Origin of the sequence: Photobacterium carnosum, from assembly GCF_021236965.1 — a bacterium.
GTDB lineage: Bacteria > Pseudomonadota > Gammaproteobacteria > Enterobacterales > Vibrionaceae > Photobacterium > Photobacterium carnosum.
Window position 1 is genome coordinate 24,647 of sequence record NZ_WMDN01000029.1, and the last position, 18,282, is coordinate 42,928.

General features: G+C 41.0%; 18 protein-coding genes. 13 read left to right on the forward strand and 5 right to left on the reverse strand.

Going from position 1 to position 18,282, the window contains the following annotated elements; genetic code table 11:
• Nucleotides 1-189: 189 nt before the first annotated feature.
• Entirely contained in the window at nucleotides 190-1,029 is an 840-nt protein-coding gene (locus tag GLP24_RS17980; RefSeq protein ID WP_101770207.1) for a 23S rRNA (adenine(2030)-N(6))-methyltransferase RlmJ, read from the reverse strand.
• Between the two features lie 213 nt (nucleotides 1,030-1,242).
• Between GLP24_RS17980 and prlC the strand changes: the two genes are divergently transcribed.
• Entirely contained in the window at nucleotides 1,243-3,285 is a 2,043-nt protein-coding gene (gene prlC, locus GLP24_RS17985; RefSeq protein WP_232603331.1) for an oligopeptidase A, read from the forward strand.
• 106 nt (nucleotides 3,286-3,391) lie between these two features.
• On the opposite strand, the gene gppA is transcribed toward prlC, so the two are convergent.
• Nucleotides 3,392-4,882, reverse strand: a complete 1,491-nt coding sequence (gene gppA, locus GLP24_RS17990) for a guanosine-5'-triphosphate,3'-diphosphate diphosphatase (RefSeq protein ID WP_232616358.1) — start codon at nucleotides 4,880-4,882, stop codon at nucleotides 3,392-3,394.
• Nucleotides 4,883-4,901: 19 nt separating this feature from the next.
• The gene (gene rhlB, locus GLP24_RS17995) at nucleotides 4,902-6,218 is read right to left on the reverse strand and encodes an ATP-dependent RNA helicase RhlB (RefSeq protein WP_101770210.1); all 1,317 of its coding nucleotides are present in this window, start codon (nucleotides 6,216-6,218) and stop codon (nucleotides 4,902-4,904) included.
• A gap of 112 nt (nucleotides 6,219-6,330) precedes the next feature.
• On the opposite strand from rhlB, the gene trxA reads away from it, so the two are divergent.
• The 5 genes from trxA to fre all read left to right on the forward strand — a co-directional run bounded on the left by trxA (nucleotide 6,331) and on the right by fre (nucleotide 11,289).
• Nucleotides 6,331-6,657 carry a thioredoxin TrxA gene (gene trxA / locus GLP24_RS18000; protein ID WP_045032077.1) on the forward strand — a complete coding sequence of 109 codons (327 nt, stop codon included), beginning with the start codon at nucleotides 6,331-6,333 and terminating at the stop codon, nucleotides 6,655-6,657.
• A 197-nt stretch (nucleotides 6,658-6,854) separates the two neighbouring features.
• Nucleotides 6,855-8,120: a transcription termination factor Rho gene (rho, locus tag GLP24_RS18005; protein WP_101770211.1), complete on the forward strand. Its 1,266-nt coding sequence runs from the start codon at nucleotides 6,855-6,857 to the stop codon at nucleotides 8,118-8,120.
• 236 nt (nucleotides 8,121-8,356) lie between these two features.
• Nucleotides 8,357-10,219, forward strand: coding sequence for a 4-hydroxy-3-polyprenylbenzoate decarboxylase (gene ubiD / locus GLP24_RS18010; protein WP_232616359.1), 1,863 nt, complete (start codon nucleotides 8,357-8,359; stop codon nucleotides 10,217-10,219).
• Between the two features lie 86 nt (nucleotides 10,220-10,305).
• Complete coding sequence (locus GLP24_RS18015) at nucleotides 10,306-10,569, forward strand: 2Fe-2S iron-sulfur cluster-binding protein (protein WP_101770213.1); 264 nt, start codon at nucleotides 10,306-10,308, stop codon at nucleotides 10,567-10,569.
• Nucleotides 10,570-10,578: 9 nt separating this feature from the next.
• On the forward strand, nucleotides 10,579-11,289 hold the full coding sequence (gene fre, locus GLP24_RS18020; RefSeq protein ID WP_101770214.1) for an NAD(P)H-flavin reductase: 711 nt from the start codon (nucleotides 10,579-10,581) through the stop codon (nucleotides 11,287-11,289).
• A 47-nt stretch (nucleotides 11,290-11,336) separates the two neighbouring features.
• Here the strand turns inward: fre and GLP24_RS18025 are convergent, their stop codons facing one another.
• Together GLP24_RS18025 and GLP24_RS18030 are read right to left on the reverse strand one after the other, a co-directional pair.
• A complete protein-coding gene (locus tag GLP24_RS18025) occupies nucleotides 11,337-12,224 on the reverse strand; it encodes a carboxylate/amino acid/amine transporter (protein ID WP_232616360.1) in 888 nt (295 codons plus the stop codon).
• A 137-nt stretch (nucleotides 12,225-12,361) separates the two neighbouring features.
• Nucleotides 12,362-12,784, reverse strand: a complete 423-nt coding sequence (locus GLP24_RS18030; protein ID WP_101770216.1) for a universal stress protein — start codon at nucleotides 12,782-12,784, stop codon at nucleotides 12,362-12,364.
• 254 nt (nucleotides 12,785-13,038) lie between these two features.
• Between GLP24_RS18030 and ftnA the strand changes: the two genes are divergently transcribed.
• From ftnA to cspE (GLP24_RS18065), 7 genes are all read left to right on the forward strand, one after another.
• On the forward strand, nucleotides 13,039-13,569 hold the full coding sequence (gene ftnA / locus GLP24_RS18035; protein WP_101770217.1) for a non-heme ferritin: 531 nt from the start codon (nucleotides 13,039-13,041) through the stop codon (nucleotides 13,567-13,569).
• 74 nt (nucleotides 13,570-13,643) lie between these two features.
• Nucleotides 13,644-13,982 carry a universal stress protein UspB gene (uspB, locus tag GLP24_RS18040; protein WP_193435492.1) on the forward strand — a complete coding sequence of 113 codons (339 nt, stop codon included), beginning with the start codon at nucleotides 13,644-13,646 and terminating at the stop codon, nucleotides 13,980-13,982.
• A 148-nt stretch (nucleotides 13,983-14,130) separates the two neighbouring features.
• Nucleotides 14,131-15,240, forward strand: a complete 1,110-nt coding sequence (locus GLP24_RS18045) for a mechanosensitive ion channel family protein (RefSeq protein WP_232603334.1) — start codon at nucleotides 14,131-14,133, stop codon at nucleotides 15,238-15,240.
• A 146-nt stretch (nucleotides 15,241-15,386) separates the two neighbouring features.
• Nucleotides 15,387-16,574: a BaiN/RdsA family NAD(P)/FAD-dependent oxidoreductase gene (locus GLP24_RS18050; protein ID WP_232616361.1), complete on the forward strand. Its 1,188-nt coding sequence runs from the start codon at nucleotides 15,387-15,389 to the stop codon at nucleotides 16,572-16,574.
• 381 nt (nucleotides 16,575-16,955) lie between these two features.
• Nucleotides 16,956-17,162, forward strand: coding sequence for a transcription antiterminator/RNA stability regulator CspE (gene cspE / locus GLP24_RS18055; RefSeq protein WP_036789206.1), 207 nt, complete (start codon nucleotides 16,956-16,958; stop codon nucleotides 17,160-17,162).
• A 333-nt stretch (nucleotides 17,163-17,495) separates the two neighbouring features.
• Nucleotides 17,496-17,705, forward strand: coding sequence for a hypothetical protein (locus tag GLP24_RS18060; RefSeq protein WP_045032057.1), 210 nt, complete (start codon nucleotides 17,496-17,498; stop codon nucleotides 17,703-17,705).
• A 213-nt stretch (nucleotides 17,706-17,918) separates the two neighbouring features.
• Entirely contained in the window at nucleotides 17,919-18,128 is a 210-nt protein-coding gene (gene cspE / locus GLP24_RS18065) for a transcription antiterminator/RNA stability regulator CspE (protein ID WP_011218617.1), read from the forward strand.
• Nucleotides 18,129-18,282 lie beyond the last annotated feature (154 nt).

Sequence of the window (18,282 nt, forward strand, 5' to 3'; positions counted from 1 at the left end):
TCCAATAGATGTTATGAATATTCACTGTCACCTAGTGTAATCAAGATTGGGCTGAGTGACGAGGATTTAAAATCGGAAAAATAGATTAGTATGATGTTTTACCATCGAAAATGATGATTGTCACGAGGGAAATGTAACAGCCACAAGTAAATGTGGCTGCTTATTGAGTCGATAGATTATTGCTGTTGTTTACTCAGGTACTATCCACTCGATTTTATGGTGACCATGATTTGGTGCTATCGCTTGTTGTAACCATGGCAGTATTTGCTGCATTTGGCTGGCTAGTTTCCATGGTGGATTAATCACAATCATGCCTGAAGCCGTCATGCCACGTTCTTCAGTGTCCGGTTCTACACCCAGTTCAATTTGAAGAATATTGCGAATATTTAAGTCTTTTAAACCTTGAATCATATTATCAATTGTTTCGCGGTAAACCACCGGATACCAAATTGCATAGGTACCTGTAGCCCAACGTTGGTGGCTATGCTTAATCGCTTTGACCACATCTTGATATTCATGTTTAAGCTCATAAGGAGGATCAATAAGCACCATACCGCGGCGTTCTTTAGGCGGTAAGCTTGCTTTTAGACGCGCAAAAGCATCTTCTTGATACATCTTTACTTGGCGATCACCGCGGAATTCTTGCAATAATAAGGGGAAATCACTTGGGTGCAACTCGGTTAACACCATTCGATCTTGTGCGCGGATTTGTGAACGAGCGACCTTGGGTGAACCTGGGTAATAACGCAGTTCGTCACCGTTGTTAAGGGCTTTGATCGTATCAATATAAGCAGCAATATCACTTGGTATATCGTCGCGTGACCAAATACGGGCGATACCTTGCTTAAACTCACCAGTTTTTTCGCTGCGCTCGTCTTGGAGATCGTAACGACCAACACCTGAGTGAGTATCGTGATACACGAATGGTTTATCTTTCTGCTTGAGTGCATCCAGAATTAAGCTTTGAACAATGTGTTTAACCACATCTGCGTGGTTGCCAGCATGAAAGCTGTGGCGATAACTCAGCATGAAATTAGTCTCTATCGGTATCTAAAGCAGGGATGCTAATGGCTATTATCGTCAATTATTCATCAATATCCAACCATGACGCCAACCTTTGCTACTATCAGAATTAAGTAAATGCGTTATTTGGGTCTTTTTAGATTCTAAACTAAGCAAATGATTGAAATTTATCTATCACGGGCGCATGTTAATAATAAGATAAAAATAAAGGAAAAATGTATGTCTAATCCATTGTTGACGATGACTGATTTACCACCGTTTGCTCATATTAAGCCAGAACACATAAAACCTGCGATTGAACAAGCGATCACTGATTGTCGAAATAACGTTGAAGCTGTGTTATCTCAATTTCAGATGCCGACATGGGATACGATTTGTCGTCCATTGGCTGAATTAGATGATCGTCTTGGACGTATTTGGTCACCAGTAGGGCATCTTAATGGGGTGAAAAATAGCCCTGAGTTACGCCAAGCGTATGAAAGTTGCTTACCGTTATTATCAGATTACGCGACGTGGGTTGGACAACATAAAGGCCTTTATGATGCGTATAAGATGATTCAAGTCAGTGATGATTTTGCTGATTTAAGTCAAGCCCAACAAAAATCGGTTACTGACGCCCTGAAAGAGTTTGAGCTTTCTGGTATTGGTTTACCTGCTGAGCAACAACAACGTTTTGGTGAGATCAGTAAACGCTTATCCGAATTAGCTTCAACGTTTAGTAATAATGTACTCGATGCCACTATGGCGTGGAGCAAAGTGATCACTGATGTTGAACAACTTCGTGGCCTACCAGAATCCGCATTGCAAGCAGCACAAGCGAATGCACAAGCTAAAGATGAGCAAGGCTATCTATTTACGTTAGATATTCCTTCATACCTACCTGTGATGACGTACTGTAATAACCGCGAGTTACGCGCCGAAATGTATCAAGCATTTAGCACACGAGCGTCTGATCAAGGTCCAAATACAGGTGAATTTGATAACACTGAAATTATTGCAGAAAAACTAAAATTGAGTCATGAAGTTGCATTGTTATTAGGTTTTAGCAGCTACGGTGAGAAATCACTGGCAACTAAGATGGCACAATCGACTGACCAAGTGCTGGGCTTTTTAAATGACTTAGCTGATCGCGCCAAGCCACAAGGTGAGCGTGAAGTGGCTGAGTTGCGCGACTATGCGCGTAATGAATTTAAGGTTGAACAGCTTGAGCCGTGGGATTTTGCTTTTTATTCTGAAAAATTAAAGCAACATCGTTACAGTATTTCTGATGAAGAATTACGACCATATTTCCCTGAACAAAAAGTGGTTGCGGGATTATTTGAAGTACTAAATCGCGTCTTTGGACTTGAGATAAAACAGCGCCATGGGGTGCAAGTGTGGCATGAATCGGTGACCTTCTATGACATCTTTGATGCTAAAGGCACGTTGCGTGGTAGTTTCTATTTAGATTTATATGCCCGTGAACATAAACGTGGTGGCGCATGGATGGATGAGTGTATGGTTCGCCGTACTCGCATTGATGGTAGCCTGCAAACACCAGTGGCATATTTAACCTGTAACTTTAATCGTCCTGTTGGCGATCAACCTGCATTGTTTACGCATAACGAAGTTACAACCTTGTTCCATGAAACAGGGCATGGTATTCACCATATGCTAACCCAAATTGATGTGGCGGCGGTATCCGGTATTAATGGTGTGCCGTGGGATGCCGTGGAATTACCAAGTCAATTTTTAGAAAATTGGTGTTGGCAGGAAGAAGCGTTAGCGTTTATTTCTGGTCATTACCAAACAGGTGAACCATTGCCTAAAGCGATGCTAGATAAAATGCTAGCGGCTAAAAATTTCCAATCAGCGATGTTTATTTTGCGTCAGCTTGAATTTGGTTTATTCGATTTCAGTTTATACACTAACTACGATCCACAAGTTGGTGCCCAAGTGTTAGAAACCTTATTTGCAGTTAAAGACAAAGTATCTGTGGTGCCTAGTCCTGAGTGGGGTCGTTTCCCGCATAGCTTTAGTCATATTTTTGCAGGTGGTTATAGCGCAGGTTATTACAGTTACTTGTGGGCAGAATTATTGTCAGCCGACGCATTCTCTCGTTTTGAAGAAGAAGGTATTTTTAATACTCAAACAGGTAGCGACTTCCTAACATGCATATTAGAAAAAGGTGGTAGCGAAGAGCCAATGGAATTGTTTAAGCGTTTCCGTGGCCGTGAGCCACAACTTGATGCGATGTTGCGTCACAGTGGTATTACAGGTTAAGACCAGCTAATCGTAAAGTAATAGCTAATAAAAAAGGCTCCTTGGGGAGCCTTTTTTGATCATAGTGCTAAGAGGAAAATCCGCTTAACTAAATTATTAAGTGCTATCAGTCTTGTGCCGTTACTGTCATTGGCCAGCCCATATCTGTTTGGCGGGTGGCTTCTTGGGTAAGTTCACTACGAGTTAATGGATTATTGATCAACCATTTTGCCGATAATAATAACGTCAATTTGTTGTCTTCCATGCGTAAGCTGAAGGGAGGCAAACAGTTTTGATCTCGGCGGTGGCATAAAATAATCGCTAATCGCAGTAGACGTAGTAAACGAGCAGCACTTGGCGCCGATAACGCATGTTGCTCTGGTAAGCTGGTTAATGGGCCGTTATGGCGGCGCAATAGCTCAGCCATAAGATTTTTTTGAGCGCGAGTAAAGCCCGGTAAGTCCATGTGCTTAATTAAATAAGCCGCATGTTCACCACTTTTTTTAAATTCAATGCTAGCACCAATTTCATGTAATTTGGCCGCCGCTTGAAGCAAGTTTTCAGCTGGTGGCTCCAATTGCCAACTTGGGCATTGGGCTAATAACGCTAACGCCATATCACTGACGTTATCGGCATGGGTATGATCTAATTGAAACCGTTGTTGCATGCTCATAATAGTACGAGAGCACACATCGTGATGACGCATTTGATCCATCATTTCATAAATCAAGCCTTCACGTAGCGCACCGCCAGCAAGGGTCATAGATTCAATCTCCAATGATTCAAACAGCGCAATTAGTATCGATAATCCACTAGGGAAAACCAGTGCACGCTCTAATGTTAACCCTTCAATATCAAGGTCTTCTAAGCGTTCATATTGCATTGCTTGGCGTTGAAGGCGCTTAAGTTTTGGCAGAGTGATAATCTCATCCATGCCTTGTGCGAGCATAATTTCTTGTAATGCTTGCACGGTGCCGCTAGCGCCAACACAGGTTTCCCAACCTTGGTGGGTGTAACGTTCAATAATGGTTTCAATCGCTTCTTTAGCACCGTTAATGGCAGCATCAAAGTTGACCGAGGTTAGGTAGCGATCTTTAAAATACCGCTCTAGCCAAGTGACACAACCAATTTTTAGGCTCGTCAGGGCGCTGGCATCAAAACCTTCACCAATAATGACTTCGGTACTGGCACCACCAATATCGACCACCAAGCGTTTATCACTGCCACCCGAGGTATGTGCTACCCCTTGATAGATAATACGTGCTTCTTCTTTACCCGCAATCACACTCACTGGATACCCAAGTATACTGTGAGCTTGGGAAAGAAATTCGTTAGCATTGACCGCTGTGCGCAAGGCGGCAGTGCCGACAATGCGAATATGATCAGGTTTAATATCCTGTAAACGCTCGGCAAATATTGCCAAACAGTCAAGACCCCGTTGAATGGCATCTTGGCTGAGTTCGTTTTGATTATTCAAACCCGCAGCTAAACGTACTTTTCGTTTAATTTTAGCTAGCGTTTGAACACTGCCATTGACTTCACGAACAACCCACATATGAAAACTGTTCGAACCTAGATCAATAGCGGCATAAAGCGGTGATACTGAATTTCTTTCCATAGAGATACTTTAACTTATTTTATGCTGGTTTGTTTTGTGGCGGACGACGGCGATTATTTCGCTGACGAGATTGCCCTTGGCCCTGGCCTTGACCTTGACGCTGGTTATTACGACGACCACCTTGACGAGGAGTACGCTGTAAGCGAATCGGCGCAGGTAAATCATCTAAAAGTGCTTCAGAGTCATACTTTGATTGTGGAATACCATGCTCAATGTAAGCCTCAATCGCTGTCAAGTTAATCGCGTATTCTTCACAAGCAAAACTAATGGAGTTACCGCTTTCACCGGCACGACCAGTACGGCCAATACGGTGAACATAATCTTCCGCATCATCAGGAAGATCGTAGTTAAATACGTGCGTAACCATTGGGATATGTAAACCACGAGCAGCGACATCAGTAGCTACTAGGATATCAAGATCACCTTTAGTGAATTCTTCTAGAATACGTTCACGTTTTTTCTGTGGTACATCACCATTGAGTAGACCAACGCGATGACCATCAGCGGCTAAATGACCCCAAACATCTTCACAACGATGCTTAGTGTTAGCGAAAATAATCGCACGATCTGGCCATTCTTCTTCAATTAACGTTTGTAATAAACGCATTTTTTCTTGGTTTGATGGATAGAACAACTCTTCTTGAATGAGATGGCCTGTTTTTTGTGAAGGTTCAACCACAACACTTTCTGGGCTATTCATGTGCTCAAATGCAAGTTCTTTAACGCGGTATGATAACGTTGCTGAGAACAGCATGTTTAAACGCGCTTTAGGTTCAGGCATGCGGCGGAACAAGAAACGGATATCTTTAATAAAACCTAAATCGAACATACGATCGGCTTCATCCAATACCACCACTTGAATGCTGGCAAGGTCGATAACACGCTGCTTATAAAAGTCGATAATACGGCCACAAGTACCGATTAAAAGATCAACGCCTTCGTCAAACACTTGTTTTTGTTTTTCATAAGGTTCACCGCCGTAAGCAAGGCCAGCTTTAAGGCCAGTGCTTGCAAGTAGCGATGACGCATCATTGAAAATTTGGATCGCCAACTCACGTGTTGGCGCCATAATGATCGCCCGCGGTTGATTGGTTTTACGCTCTGCTGGTGCAGGTGTCTCCAATAGATAGTTAAAAGTAGCGGTCAGAAAGGCAAGGGTTTTACCCGTACCTGTTTGAGCCTGTCCCGCGATATCATGGCCAGTGAGCACAACTGGCAATGCCAAGGCCTGGATCGGGGTACAATAATGAAACCCTTTCTCTTCCAATCCTTTTAGCACTAGAGGGTTTAACCCTAGTTCGGCAAATTTCTGCTCTGTGATATGTGTCGTTTTCATTACTATAGAATATCAGCTTAGGGTTGCAATACGAAACGTATTCCATTCAAATAGGATAACGATTTGCTGGTTAATTCAATATCAGCTAACAAAATCACTGTTGGAGTGGAAGATGAGCGATAAGATTGTGCAGCTTACCGATGAAAGTTTTGATACTGATGTTGTCAATGCTGCGGGCCCGGTACTGGTTGATTTTTGGGCTGAATGGTGTGGTCCATGTAAAATGATTGCCCCGATTCTTGATGAAATCGCTGATGAATACGAAGGCAAATTAACGATTGGTAAATTAAATATCGACCAAAATGCGGCAACACCGCCAAAGTTTGGTATTCGTGGTATTCCAACGTTATTACTGTTTAAAGATGGCGCAGTGGCAGCAACTAAAGTTGGCGCGTTATCAAAAACTCAACTGAAAGAGTTCCTTGAAGCGAACTTATAAGTGATATAATACCAGCCATGCACAATTTCTAAGTTGTGCATGGTTGGTCTAGCGACTATGCTAGACTGGTAGAACATTTAGTGTTAACGTAATGCACAGAAATTGCATTTCCGTTCAATTCTTGACCAAACCCTATTGGTCATCCTTATCTCAACTAATATAGAACCCCGATTTTGACAGACAAGAAACCCACCACTATGAATCTTACAGAACTCAAGAGCCAACCTATTCCTAAGTTGGTATCACTTAGCGAAAGTTTAGGATTGGAAAACCTGGCCCGCTTACGTAAGCAGGACATCATCTTCTCCATTCTTAAGCAACACGCGAAGAGTGGTGAGGATATTTTTGGCGACGGTGTTCTAGAGATTTTGCAAGATGGCTTCGGCTTTCTGCGTAGCGCAGACAGTTCTTACCTTGCAGGCCCTGATGATATTTATGTATCACCAAGCCAAATTCGCCGTTTTAACCTTCGTACTGGCGATACCATTGCCGGAAAGATTCGTCCACCGAAAGACGGTGAACGTTACTTTGCTCTATTAAAAGTTAACGAAGTAAACTACGACAAACCTGACAACGCTCGCAATAAAATCCTTTTTGAAAATCTTACTCCACTACACGCAAACGATCGTATGCGTATGGAACGTGGTAATGGTTCAACAGAAGATATTACAGCGCGTGTTCTAGATTTAGCCTCTCCAATCGGTAAAGGCCAACGTGGTTTGATTGTTGCACCGCCAAAAGCCGGTAAAACAATGTTACTGCAAAATATCGCTCAAAGTATTTCTCACAACCACCCAGAATGTGTGTTGATGGTATTGCTTATCGATGAGCGTCCGGAAGAAGTAACTGAGATGCTACGTCTTGTAAAAGGCGAAGTCATTGCATCAACGTTTGATGAACCAGCTTCACGTCACGTACAAGTGGCAGAAATGGTTATCGAAAAAGCAAAACGTTTGGTTGAACATAAGAAAGATGTTGTTATCTTACTTGACTCAATTACTCGTCTAGCGCGTGCTTACAACACCGTTATTCCTTCTTCAGGTAAAGTATTAACAGGTGGTGTGGATGCTAACGCTCTTCACCGTCCTAAGCGCTTCTTTGGTGCGGCACGTAATGTCGAAGAAGGCGGTAGCTTAACTATCATCGCAACAGCGCTAGTAGATACTGGCTCTAAAATGGATGAAGTTATCTACGAAGAATTTAAAGGTACAGGTAACATGGAACTGCATCTTTCTCGCAAAATTGCTGAGAAACGTATTTTCCCTGCGATTGACATTAATCGTTCTGGTACCCGTCGTGAAGAGTTATTGGCGAAAGCTGATGAGCTACAGAAAATGTGGATCCTGCGTAAGATCGTTCACCCAATGAGTGAATCTGACAGCATGGAATTCTTGATCGACAAACTATCAATGACCAAAACTAATGAAGAGTTCTTTGACGCAATGCGTCGTCAGAAATCATAATTCATTTAAGCAGTTATTGAATTAAAAGCGCTACCTTAGGGTGGCGCTTTTTTATGGCTAAATTTTAAATAATGCTCTTATGATTATGGCTTAACCCACAGAATATAAAAGGGTATTTTCTTTTTGTGGGCGACGGGTGTTTTCCATCTCACAACTGGTTATACTAGCAAAAATCATTCTCATTAAGTTAATGTCAGCAATGCTGGTTTGACTTTGTTTAGCTACAGGTAGTCGCTATGAAATACAAAGATCTACGTGACTTTATTGCCTATTTAGAGCAGCAAGGGCAATTACAACGTATTCAACAGCCGGTTAATCCTAATCAGGAAATGACGGAGATTTGCGATCGTACTTTGCGTGCTGGTGGTCCGGCATTGTTATTTGAAAATCCTGTAGGTTATGACATGCCTGTACTGGCAAACTTGTTTGGTACGCCAGAGCGAGTTGCAATGGGAATGGGGCGCGACAATGTTAAGCAGTTACGCGAAGTCGGAGAATGGTTAGCGTATTTAAAAGAGCCCGAGCCACCGCATGGCTTGCGGGATGCGATCAATAAAATTCCGATATTTAAGCAAGTGCTTAATATGCCCACTAAAGTATTACGTAAAGCGCCTTGCCAACAAATCATCTGGCAAGGTGATGAGATTGATTTAGATAAAATCCCAGTGATGAGTTGTTGGGCTGGCGATGTCGCACCGTTGTTAACATGGGGGTTAACTATTACCCGTGGCCCCAATAAAAAGCGCCAAAATCTTGGTATTTATCGTCAGCAAAAAATTGCTAAAAATAAAGTCATTATGCGTTGGTTGGCGCATCGTGGTGGCGCGTTAGATATGCGTGAATGGTGTGAAGCCCATCCGGGTGAAAAATTTCCTGTCACGGTTGCTTTTGGGGCTGATCCTGCAACCGTGCTTGGTGCAGTAACCCCTGTACCTGACTCACTGTCTGAATATGCATTTGCTGGTTTATTGCGTGGTAGTCGTACTGAGGTGGTTAAAAGCATCAGTAACGACTTACAAGTACCAGCCAGTGCTGAAATTGTGATGGAAGGCTATATCGACCCTGAAGAATATGCTGATGAAGGCCCTTATGGTGATCATACCGGCTATTACAATGAGGTTGAACGCCATCATGTGTTTACCATTACTCATATTACGATGCGTAACGATCCGATTTATCACAGTACCTATACCGGGCGTCCACCGGATGAACCCGCAGTGCTTGGGGTGGCATTAAACGAAGTCTTTGTGCCGATTTTACATAAGCAGTTTCCTGAAATTGTCGATTTTTATCTGCCGCCAGAAGGGTGTTCTTATCGCATGGCAGTGGTAACAATGAAGAAGCAATATCCCGGCCATGCTAAGCGGGTGATGATGGGGGTATGGTCGTTCTTACGTCAGTTCATGTATACCAAGTTTGTTATCGTGTGTGATGATGACGTTAATGCTCGTGATTGGCAGAGCGTGATTCATGCGATGACGACGCGAATGGATCCGGTGAGAGATAGCCTATTTATTGATAATACTCCGATTGATTCGCTGGATTTCGCCTCGCCCGTAGTGGGTTTAGGTTCAAAAATGGGGATTGATGCCACCATTAAATGGCCTGCAGAATTGGCAACAATGCAAACAGAGGCTACGCCTGTTAAGACTGCGTTTGATATTGAGGCTGGATTACTTGCGTTGAAGTTACAATTCCCTGCCATTATTGATTGCTATCTACCGCTTGAAGCCGCTAATTACAGCATGGCAATCATAAGTATGAATAAAACCATTGCGGGTGAAGCCGAGCAAGTGATGACTGGTGTATGGGAATTTTTAAATCAATTTACCGATGCTAAGTTTGTGATTGTGTGTGATGGTGACGTTAATGTACGCGATTGGAATGATGTTATTTGGGCGGTGACGACACGGGTGGATCCTAGTCGTGATACGGTATTAATTGCAGCCACACCGACTTGTTGTTCGAAAATTGGCTTTGATGCGACTAATAAAATTGGCGTAGAAACCCACCGTGAATGGGGAACTCCAATCGTTAAAGATCCACAGATAGTGGCGCAGGTTGATGCAATGTGGGCCCAATTAGCGATTAAAAACTAAATTGGATCGCTATCATAAGCACTAATTAATCGCCTGATATTTTTATATTTCAGTGACAATATTCGTCATTGAACTGAGAGTTTTTTATGTACCAAGTACGCCTGTTGCCAAATAACATTACGTTTACTGCTAGCCCGCAGCAAACTGTATTACAAGCAGCGCTCAACGCAGGTATCGCTTTTCCTAATCGCTGCCAAGTGGGTGCTTGTGCGATGTGTATGTGTCGTAAACAATACGGTCAAATAAGCTATGAGCTTGAGCCGATGTTGACGCCACAAGAGCAGGCACAAGGCTGGATTTTTGCTTGTCTTGCGAGGGTGGAAAGCGACTTGGTATTATCGTTAGACTAGAGGAAAACCATGTCTATCCAATGTGAAGTAAAGTCAGTTGAACCGTTGGCATGTAATACATACCGTATTTTATTAACGCCATTACAAGCCCTCGATTTCAAAGCAGGGCAATACTTATTAGCGGTAATGGGAGAGCAAGATAAACGTCCGTTCTCGATTGCTAGCAGCCCTTGTCGTCAAGATGAGCTTGAACTTCATATTGGTGCTGCTGAGCATAATGCGTATGCGCTAGAAGTGGTTGATACAATGAAGAACGCGTTAGCTACTCACCAAACAGTGACGGTTGAAGCTGCGCATGGTGAAGCTTGGTTACGCCATGAAAGTCAGCGTCCATTATTGATGATTGCGGGGGGGACGGGTTTTTCTTATATTCGCAGTATGGTTGATAATTGTATTAGTCGTGGTTTAACTCAGCCGATCTTTGTTTATTGGGGAGGGCGTGATGTGTGCCAATTATATGCTAACGCCGAAATGCAGGCATTAGCCCAGCAATACCCCAATATTAGCTATGTGCCCGTGGTAGAAACCGCAACTGAAGGTTGGCAGGGTAAAGTTGGTAATGTGCTTGATGCGGTTGCTGATGATTTTGTAAGCTTATCTGCCTATGACATTTATGTGTGTGGTCGTTTTGAAATGGCGGGTGCGGCACGTGAACGTTTCTGTACTGAAAAAGGTGCATTACGCGATCATATGTTTGCTGATGCGTTTGCGTTTATTTAACGAATGAACCGCATGAGAAAGGCGCGATAGTCGCGCCTTTTTTGTGCCTATTTTTTGATGGATAATTCTCTTTGGGTCGCAACCTTTTGTTTAACCCATGTTTCGTTAAACCATAATGATAATAAAATAATCCCGCCACCAATAATTAATCGTAAGTAATCCACATCGTGGTTCCAGATGACAATATTAACGATTAGCCCTGCGGGGACTAAGGCGTTATTCATTATTGCTAACGCGCCAGCATTGACCATTGTCGCGCCTTTGTTCCAAATGAAATATCCTAATCCAGAAGCAATCACACCGAGGTAGGTTAAAATTCCCCACTGTAATGATGTTGTGGGTAATTTGGCACTATTACTAAATAATAAATACATCGGCACTGCCACGCAAACTGCCCCTAAATAAAACCAGCCAAAGACCGTATGCTGTGGAATATTCGTTTGTTCTTGTTCAATAATGCGTTTATAGCCAACCTGACCAATCGCAAAGCATAGGTTAGCGCCTTGAACAATGAAAAATCCAATAATGAAGTGTTGGTTAATCCCCTCAAATTTAATTACCGCCGCCCCAATCACTGCGATCACTGCACTCAGTAAATACCATGGCGAGAATTGTTTATGTAATGCGTCATAAATAAGGGTGACATAAATCGGAGTGAAAATAGTGAACAGCAACACTTCTGGTACGGTTAGATACAAGAACGATTGATAATAAAAACAATACATCAACCCTAACTGAAACGCGCCGACAACCATTAATTTGAGAGCAAGCTTTGGGTGTAGATATTTGGTACGTAAAAACGGTAAGAAAACTACTGCGGCTAAGCAGACACGGGTTAATACTGAAAACCAAGCATCAACTTGGCCCGCAAGATAAACGCCAATTAAGCTAAAAGAAAATGCCCATAAAAGGGTAATTACAGATAAGTATCTCATCGTCGCAACATGGTATGTTGTAAAAGGTGACGGCAGTGTAACTAAATTGTGGCGTGAGGAATATGATAATTATAATGCTGAAATCATAACAACAGATTAGTCACCGTTATAATAACGGTGACTATTGTTCATTGGTGTTACTTGAGCGGTACGATAAGTAGATCAACAGGAGTACGGCTAATAAGTTGACGCGTTGATGATAAAATCTTACTCCAGAAATCTTGATGATGACCACAGATAACTAAATCAACATTAAGATCTTTGATAGCGCCACAAATTTCTTCACTTAGATCACCACTACCCACTAGGGTGTGAGCAACAGGGTAACCCGCATTATTGGCAAGCTCATGTAATCTGTTTTGAGCATCGCTTTCAGCACGTTCGTGCATTTCTGCTAAGTTAATATCAATTAAACCAGTGTAGAGATCAGCATAGTCAACATCGATATGGACCAGTGATAATTTTGCATCCAACGATTGTGCTAATTTAGCGGCTTTATTGACGAGATAGGCGCTGTCTTCAGAAAGGTCGATAGCAGCGAGAATATGTTTATAAACCATCACTTACATTCCATGACTATATAATAATGATCTATGTTAGCACTGGTATATACTTAAAAATATCGATTAGATCGCATCTATAGGTTACGAAATGGTTAATTATTTTTCGTAATCACTGAGTCACTTTTATTGTTATTTTAGTAGCTTATACTAATAGACGTTTTCTTTTTGAGGACGTTTTGTCCCTTTGTTGCATTCTTAACAATGCATAGTGACAATGTATTGATTACACTTAAACAGACAGGAGTAGTGCTATGTTAGCCAAGGCAATGGTTGAAAATCTTAACGAGCAAATTAATTTAGAATTCTTTTCTTCAAATTTATATCTGCAAATGAGCGCATGGTGTGAAGATAAAGGTTTTGAAGGTGCTGCGGCGTTCTTACGTGTGCATGCTGCTGAAGAAATGCAACATATGCAACGCTTGTTTACTTATGTAAGTGAAACGGGTGCATTACCTATTTTAGGTACTATTGAAGCACCAAAACATCAGTTTGCTTCTCTTGGTACGGTGTTTCGTGAAACGTATGAGCATGAACAACTGATTACTAAAAAAATTAATGAATTAGCTCATGTTGCATTTTCTACTCAAGATTATTCAACCTTTAATTTCTTACAGTGGTATGTATCAGAGCAACACGAAGAAGAAAAATTATTCAAAGGTATTTTGGATAAAATTGAATTAGTCGGTGAAGATGGTAAAGCACTATTTTTTATTGATAAAGACTTAGCAGCGATGGCTAAAGGTGAATCTGCACCAACATCGGTAATGGACTCACAAGCTTAAATGATTCTGGGGACGATAATAAAATATCGCCCCTTTTATCCCTATAAGCAAATGATATATAAGAGGGGATAACTATGATCAGTGGTGATGCACTTTTGGTTGCAATTTTTATGGTAGCAACGGTTAATACTTGTAGATATATCAGTACACTACGATCTTTACTCGTGGTAATGAGAGATTGCGATCCATTGTTATATCAACAGGTGGATGGGCGTGGTTTCTTTTCGTCTCAAGGCAATGTTAGTAAACAGATTCGCTTATTTCATTACATTCGTAGCCAACAGTATAAAAAACATCACGATCCGTTATTTATGGCTAAATGCATGAAAGTCCGTAAATTATTTGTATTGGCCACTACCTTTATGATCACTTTCTTTGTGGCTATTTTTGCTGTCGCGTTCCTCGGACTTTAATCTTCGTTTTATGTATTTAGGTGTCATTTTTCTGGTGGCACTTTCTTTGCTGTATCCTCATTCAGTGTTATATCATTGGTATTGATATAATCACAGCTTATCAATTACCTCTCATTTTTACCCATTCAGCATCGGAAACTAAGTCGTTATGGATCAATTTGTCATTTGGTGGTCATCCCTTGAAAAAGGAGCATCTGTTAATTGGATGTATAACATCGGCCTGTTACTACTGTTAAGTACATTATTATGGTGTGGGTGGTTATTACTCTCACGCCGCTTAGCTACCATGGCAAGTAAAACCCATTTAATTTGGGATGATGCCTTAATTGATGCTGTTCGAACACCGGTTTCATTATGTATTTGGGTGTGGCCTGGGCTGATGGCATTAGGAATCATGGTCGATAATGTTACGACCTATTCCAGTGGTTTTTTAGCGTCATTACGCCATCTATTATTGGTCGGGGTCTTTATTTGGATTGTGATGCGGTTGATCACCAATATTGAACAAACCATCTTAGATAATCGTCCCCATCGCGATGCAACTACGGTAACTGCTATTTCAAAAATATTACGCTTACTGGTAATAGTGTTGAGCAGTTTAGTTGTGATGCAAAATTTCGGCTTAAGTTTGTCGGGGTTACTCACCTTTGGTGGTGTCGGTGGCTTAGTGGTCGGTATGGCAGCTAAGGATTTATTGGCTAACTTCTTTGGTGGGATGATGCTTTATTTTGATCGACCTTTTAAAGTGGGTGACTGGATCCGCAGTCCAGATCGACAAATAGAAGGTACTATTGAGCGGATTGGGTTTCGTATGACAGTGATTCGTACCTTTGATAAGCGACCATTGTATGTACCGAACTCCGTCTTTAGTTCAGTGGTGGTTGAGAATGCTTCACGGATGCAGAATCGACGTATTAAACAAAGTGTCGGTTTACGTTATTGTGATGCGGCTGTGGTGGGGCTGGTGGTTGATGATATTAAAAAAATGCTCCAAAATCATGCTGATATTGAAACGCGTCAAACCTTGATTGTCAGTTTTGACACTTATGGACCCTCGTCGCTGAATATTTTGGTTTACACTTTTACCAAAACGGTTGATTGGGTCAAATACAAAGCGGTGCAGCAAGATGTGATGCTGCAAATTGTCGCGATTGTACATGCACATGGTGCTGATTTTGCGTTACCAACCACGACATTAGATATGCCAACAGCTGCAATTACCGCATTAACTGCCATAGATAGTCGTCAACAAGCTTGATTTTAATCGAATAAATCGCTGTGGTTGGATAGCGGTTGGTATTGGGCTAAGAGGCAGGTAAAATAGAGCCAACAATAGAAAAAGGATGCTAATCGTTAGCATCCTTTTTGCGTTTATTTAGTGACATTTAAGGCTGATTGAAATCGATGGCAAACAAATATGATGTAGTAATTATTGGTGCAGGTGCTGCAGGCTTAATGTGCGCTGCCACTGCAGGTCAGCGTGGACGCTCAGTGTTAGTGCTTGATCATGGTAAGAAACCTGGCCGTAAAATTTTAATTTCAGGTGGCGGTCGTTGTAACTTCACTAACAATGATGTCGCTGCTAATAATTATGTTTGTCGTAATCCCCATTTCGTTAAATCAGCATTATCGCAATACAGCCAATGGGATTTTATCGGCTTAATGTGTCAGCATGAAATTGACTATGAAGAGCGCGATCACGGTCAGTTATTTTGTATTGATTCAGCGAAAGATATTGTCAAAATGTTAGTTGCTGAATGTGACTTGCCAAATATCAGTTTACGTTATCAGACCGATATCACCTCAATCATGCAATTAGAGACAGGTTTTAGTCTGAGTGTTAATGGTGAAATCATCAGTTGTGAATCGCTGGTGGTAGCAACTGGCGGCTTATCGATGCCGAAATTGGGCGCAACCCCGTTTGGTTATCAATTAGCACAACAGTTTGGTTTGAAAATGGTGCCAACTACCGCAGGTTTAGTGCCATTTACACTGCATCAACAAGATAAAAATAGTTTTGAAGAATTATCGGGTATTGCTGTACCTGCGGTGATCACAACCGCTGACGGTACCAGTTTCAAAGAAAATTTATTATTTACCCACCGTGGCTTATCGGGCCCTGTGGTTTTGCAAATTTCATCTTACTGGCAGCCTGGTCAGAAAGTGAGCATTGATTTATTACCGATGCTTAATTTAGCTGAAACGTTAATTGAATTACGCGAACAGCATCCTAATCAGAGTCTAAAAATCACCTTATCTCGTTTGTTACCTAAGCGTTTAATTGAGGTGCTGATTACTCGTGGTGATATTACGGATAAGCCATTAAAGCAACTTAATCACAAAGAATTTGAACAGCTAGCAACCTATTTTCATCAATGGAACATTGCGCCAAATGGCACTGAAGGCTACCGCACTGCTGAAGTGACGTTGGGTGGGGTTGATACTGATGAATTGTCATCAAAAACCATGGAATCTAAAAAAATTAAAGGTCTGTTTTTTGCTGGTGAAGTGATGGATGTTAGCGGTTGGCTTGGCGGTTATAACTTCCAGTGGGCATGGAGTTCTGGTTATGTCGCTGGTCAGAATGCTTGATATTTAAGCGATAATTTTTATGATTTAAATGCTTAAAAGATTCAAATTTTATCCAAAATGATGTTTTTTTATCGGTATTACTTGGTTAAGTATAAAATGTTTCCAAGTAATATCATCTACTTATGTTTTTTTTGATATTTTTTGTGAAAATAAGTCTTTACAATAAGTGCGAACCACATAATAATGATGTCGCTCTGTTGTTCAGAGTTATTAATGAAAACATCAAGTAAAAGAAAAACCCTCAGAATATCTTCGTTATTGTTGCATTCCTTAGTGTTTCCCTTAGCTTCATAGTCACATTCAATAATTCAAGCTTTCAGTGCATCGTGATATAATCACGGTAAATATTATGAATTTTAATCCAATATTAAGGGACACATTATGTCTACTACTGGTATCGTTAAGTGGTTCAACGAAGAGAAAGGTTTCGGTTTCATTACTCAAGACAATGGCGGTGCTGACGTATTCGTTCATTTCCGTGCAATCGCTTCTGAAGGTTTCAAAACTCTTGCTGAAGGCCAAAAAGTGTCTTTTGAAGTAGAGCAAGGCCAAAAAGGTCTTCAAGCTGCAAACGTTGTAGCTTTATAATATTCTAAGTCGACGTAAATGGTCTTTGTACCATTTACGTCACTTTTAACTAAAAAATTATTTATACAATATCATCGAAATATAAAACACTTCCAACATCTGCATCTGCATCTGTCGTTACGTTCCTTATTTTCTTCGTTACATTATTATAAATAGCATTTTAATACTTAATCCGTAGAAAAGATTTAGATGAATTTTATCATCTTAATATTTTGTTACGCATAAACAATTGAGGATACTTATGTCTCGTTCATTAGGCCGTAAGCGGTTTTGGTTCCAACAAACTCGCCCAGAAAACCCTGTAAATTCAAATGAAAACCAAGAGGTTAAACAATGATAGTAAATTTTAATTTAGTAAAAGATCAACGTGCTTGGACTGCCAATATTCACCAGTTAAACAGTGATGTGTTAAAACGCCATATTCTTATTAACGGTAATGTTGATAATCTAGATATATCATTTAGTTACTGTGAAAAAACAGCCGCAGGCAACATAACGAACAGCAGCAATAAAGTAATTGGTAATTTCTACATTTCTTATTAATACCTCAGGGGATTTAATTAAGAAATGATTTTAATTAAATGTCTTATCTCGCCAAATGACATTATTTAATGATTATGTAAGTATTGAATGCCTTCTATGACAACACGGTATTGTTATAGTGATTACGCGAAGATTATTACTTATATAAATATTATCATTTCAGATTATTACGCTACGCAATAATATAATTACATTTAAGTTAAGGGACACATTATGTCTAATACAACAGGTATCGTTAAGTGGTTTAACGAAGAGAAAGGTTTTGGTTTTATTACTCAAGACAACGGCGGTGCTGACGTATTCGTTCACTTCCGTGCTATCGCTTCAGAAGGCTTCAAAACGCTTGCTGAAGGCCAAAAAGTGTCTTTTGAAGTAGAGCAAGGCCAAAAAGGTCTGCAAGCTGCGAACGTTGTAGCTATCTAATTTATCCTCGCTGATAAATAATAAAAATGCTGGCTAAGGCCAGCATTTTTTATATCTATACATTGCTATTACGGACACGTTTTCTAAGAATATCCTGCACATCCTGCACATCCTGCACATCCTGCACATCCTGCACATCCTGCACATCCTGCAC

Coding starts and splice junctions, on each gene's coding strand:
- GLP24_RS17980 (WP_101770207.1), bottom strand. CDS start 1,029: ATGCTGAGTTATCGCCACAGCTTTCATGCTGGCAACCACGCAGATGTG.
- prlC (WP_232603331.1), top strand. CDS start 1,243: ATGTCTAATCCATTGTTGACGATGACTGATTTACCACCGTTTGCTCAT.
- gppA (WP_232616358.1), bottom strand. CDS start 4,882: ATGGAAAGAAATTCAGTATCACCGCTTTATGCCGCTATTGATCTAGGT.
- rhlB (WP_101770210.1), bottom strand. CDS start 6,218: ATGAAAACGACACATATCACAGAGCAGAAATTTGCCGAACTAGGGTTA.
- trxA (WP_045032077.1), top strand. CDS start 6,331: ATGAGCGATAAGATTGTGCAGCTTACCGATGAAAGTTTTGATACTGAT.
- rho (WP_101770211.1), top strand. CDS start 6,855: ATGAATCTTACAGAACTCAAGAGCCAACCTATTCCTAAGTTGGTATCA.
- ubiD (WP_232616359.1), top strand. CDS start 8,357: ATGAAATACAAAGATCTACGTGACTTTATTGCCTATTTAGAGCAGCAA.
- GLP24_RS18015 (WP_101770213.1), top strand. CDS start 10,306: ATGTACCAAGTACGCCTGTTGCCAAATAACATTACGTTTACTGCTAGC.
- fre (WP_101770214.1), top strand. CDS start 10,579: ATGTCTATCCAATGTGAAGTAAAGTCAGTTGAACCGTTGGCATGTAAT.
- GLP24_RS18025 (WP_232616360.1), bottom strand. CDS start 12,224: ATGAGATACTTATCTGTAATTACCCTTTTATGGGCATTTTCTTTTAGC.
- GLP24_RS18030 (WP_101770216.1), bottom strand. CDS start 12,784: ATGGTTTATAAACATATTCTCGCTGCTATCGACCTTTCTGAAGACAGC.
- ftnA (WP_101770217.1), top strand. CDS start 13,039: ATGTTAGCCAAGGCAATGGTTGAAAATCTTAACGAGCAAATTAATTTA.
- uspB (WP_193435492.1), top strand. CDS start 13,644: ATGATCAGTGGTGATGCACTTTTGGTTGCAATTTTTATGGTAGCAACG.
- GLP24_RS18045 (WP_232603334.1), top strand. CDS start 14,131: ATGGATCAATTTGTCATTTGGTGGTCATCCCTTGAAAAAGGAGCATCT.
- GLP24_RS18050 (WP_232616361.1), top strand. CDS start 15,387: ATGGCAAACAAATATGATGTAGTAATTATTGGTGCAGGTGCTGCAGGC.
- cspE (WP_036789206.1), top strand. CDS start 16,956: ATGTCTACTACTGGTATCGTTAAGTGGTTCAACGAAGAGAAAGGTTTC.
- GLP24_RS18060 (WP_045032057.1), top strand. CDS start 17,496: ATGATAGTAAATTTTAATTTAGTAAAAGATCAACGTGCTTGGACTGCC.
- cspE (WP_011218617.1), top strand. CDS start 17,919: ATGTCTAATACAACAGGTATCGTTAAGTGGTTTAACGAAGAGAAAGGT.